Source organism: Moorena sp. SIO4A1 (assembly GCF_010672065.1).
Classification (GTDB): Bacteria; Cyanobacteriota; Cyanobacteriia; order Cyanobacteriales; family Coleofasciculaceae; genus Moorena.
This window is the reverse complement of the sequence record NZ_JAAHHX010000683.1, coordinates 1-1,496: the sequence shown is the minus strand read 5'-3', so window position 1 is coordinate 1,496 and position 1,496 is coordinate 1. Positions and strand designations below refer to the sequence as shown.

Genomic DNA, 1,496 nt, shown 5'->3' with positions numbered 1-1,496 from the left:
CTTCTGACTTCTGACTTCTGACTTCTGCTATAAAATCATTCCATTATTAAGCAACGCCAACCAGTTTATAGCTAAGCTATCAGCTGTTGGCCAAGGCCAATGGCTGATAGCTTAATGCTTACCAATTGCTTGAGGTACTTTCGTCCTGGGTTGCGCGGGAGTAGGGAGTAGGGAGTAGGGAAGTCAGAAGAGGGAACTTCGGAAGTGGAAAAAAATCCTGTGTACCTCATAGCTATGAGAAACGCTATATATATATAGCCCTATTGCCATCGTCAACAGTAGACGCACTATGGTCAAGGGAGGTATTTTTCCAAAATGATTTAGGTTTTCAATATCAGCGCTAGCATATATCACAGCTAAGTTCCTGTAATTATTAAGTTTTGTATATAACTGCCGAGTCGGTTAACTGACTCCTGTGTGATCGACTGGTGAACTGGTAACGAATATTACAAATTATTACTTTGTTGTTAATAAATGAGACGGCGGTTCCGATTATCCTCTAATGTTCATATTGAGCTGGTCAAATTTGATAAATAACCAGCAAGATAGCAAACTAGTTAAGTACCTTTAATTTAAGGAGATTTCAATGCTTGACGCTTTTTCCAGAGCTGTAGTTACAGCAGATAGCAAAACCGCATGTCTAGGTGCTGGAGACCTGGCTGCTCTCAAAGGCTTTATTGCTGATGGTAATAAGCGCCTTGATATTGTAAACATTATCGCCAGCGACGCCAGCTGCATCGTTTCCGACGCTATTTCTGGCATGATCTGCGAAAACACTGGTTTGATTCAAGCTGGTGGTAACTGCTACCCCAACCGCCGCATGGCTGCTTGCTTGCGTGATGGTGAAATCATCCTCCGCTACGTGACCTATGCCATCTTAGCTGGTGATGCTTCTGTACTAAGCGACCGCTGCCTGAATGGTCTGAAGGAAACCTACAGCGCTCTGGGTGTACCCACCACCTCCACAGCTCGTGCTGTTGGAATCATGAAAGCTGCTGCAGTTGCTTTCGTTAACAACACCGCTAGCCAGCGCAAGTTTGAAGTAACTTCTGGGGATTGTTCCTCCTTAGCTTCTGAAACTGCTGGTTACTTCGATGCAGTAGTTGCTGCTATCAGCTAGTCTTTCCCTTTTGCCTAAGATAACCAAGCTCCTGCCAAAGCGAGCTGGGGAAGCCAAAAGCTAAGTATAATCTTTGTCAAAACCCATTCAGGAGATATATAAGAATGAAATCAGTTATAAGCACAGTTGTTACTGCTGCCGATGCTGCAGGTCGTTTTCCTAGCAGCTCTGACCTTGAGTCCGTTCAAGGTAGCCTACAGCGGGCTGCTGCTCGTATGGAAGCTGCTGAAAAGCTAGCAGAAGGCATTGATAAAGTAACCAAAGAAGCTGGTGATGCTTGCTTTAAGAAGTATCCTTACCTAAAGGAATCTGGTGAAGCTGGGGATTCTCAAGTCAAGATTGACAAGTGCTACCGGGATCTCGGTCACTACCTACG

2 protein-coding genes and 1 pseudogene are annotated in these 1,496 nt (G+C 44.7%); 2 read left to right on the top strand and 1 reads right to left on the bottom strand.

What is annotated here, in order from left to right; all coding sequences use genetic code 11:
• Window positions 1-71 precede the first annotated feature (71 nt).
• Entirely contained in the window at window positions 72-230 is a 159-nt protein-coding gene (locus tag F6K53_RS41915) for a hypothetical protein (protein ID WP_293086363.1), read from the bottom strand.
• 356 nt (window positions 231-586) lie between these two features.
• Here F6K53_RS41915 and F6K53_RS41910 point away from each other — a divergent pair, with 356 nt between their 5' ends.
• Window positions 587-1,120 carry a bleomycin hydrolase gene (locus F6K53_RS41910; protein WP_075904201.1) on the top strand — a complete coding sequence of 178 codons (534 nt, stop codon included), beginning with the start codon at window positions 587-589 and terminating at the stop codon, window positions 1,118-1,120.
• A gap of 104 nt (window positions 1,121-1,224) precedes the next feature.
• Window positions 1,225-1,496: pseudogene (locus F6K53_RS41905) on the top strand (bleomycin hydrolase); the annotation flags it as partial.

What these genes read in the sequence shown, in the direction of transcription:
- F6K53_RS41910 (WP_075904201.1), top strand. Translation starts at nt 587, where the DNA reads ATGCTTGACGCTTTTTCCAGAGCTGTAGTTACAGCAGATAGCAAAACC.
- F6K53_RS41915 (WP_293086363.1), bottom strand. Translation starts at nt 230, where the DNA reads ATGAGGTACACAGGATTTTTTTCCACTTCCGAAGTTCCCTCTTCTGAC.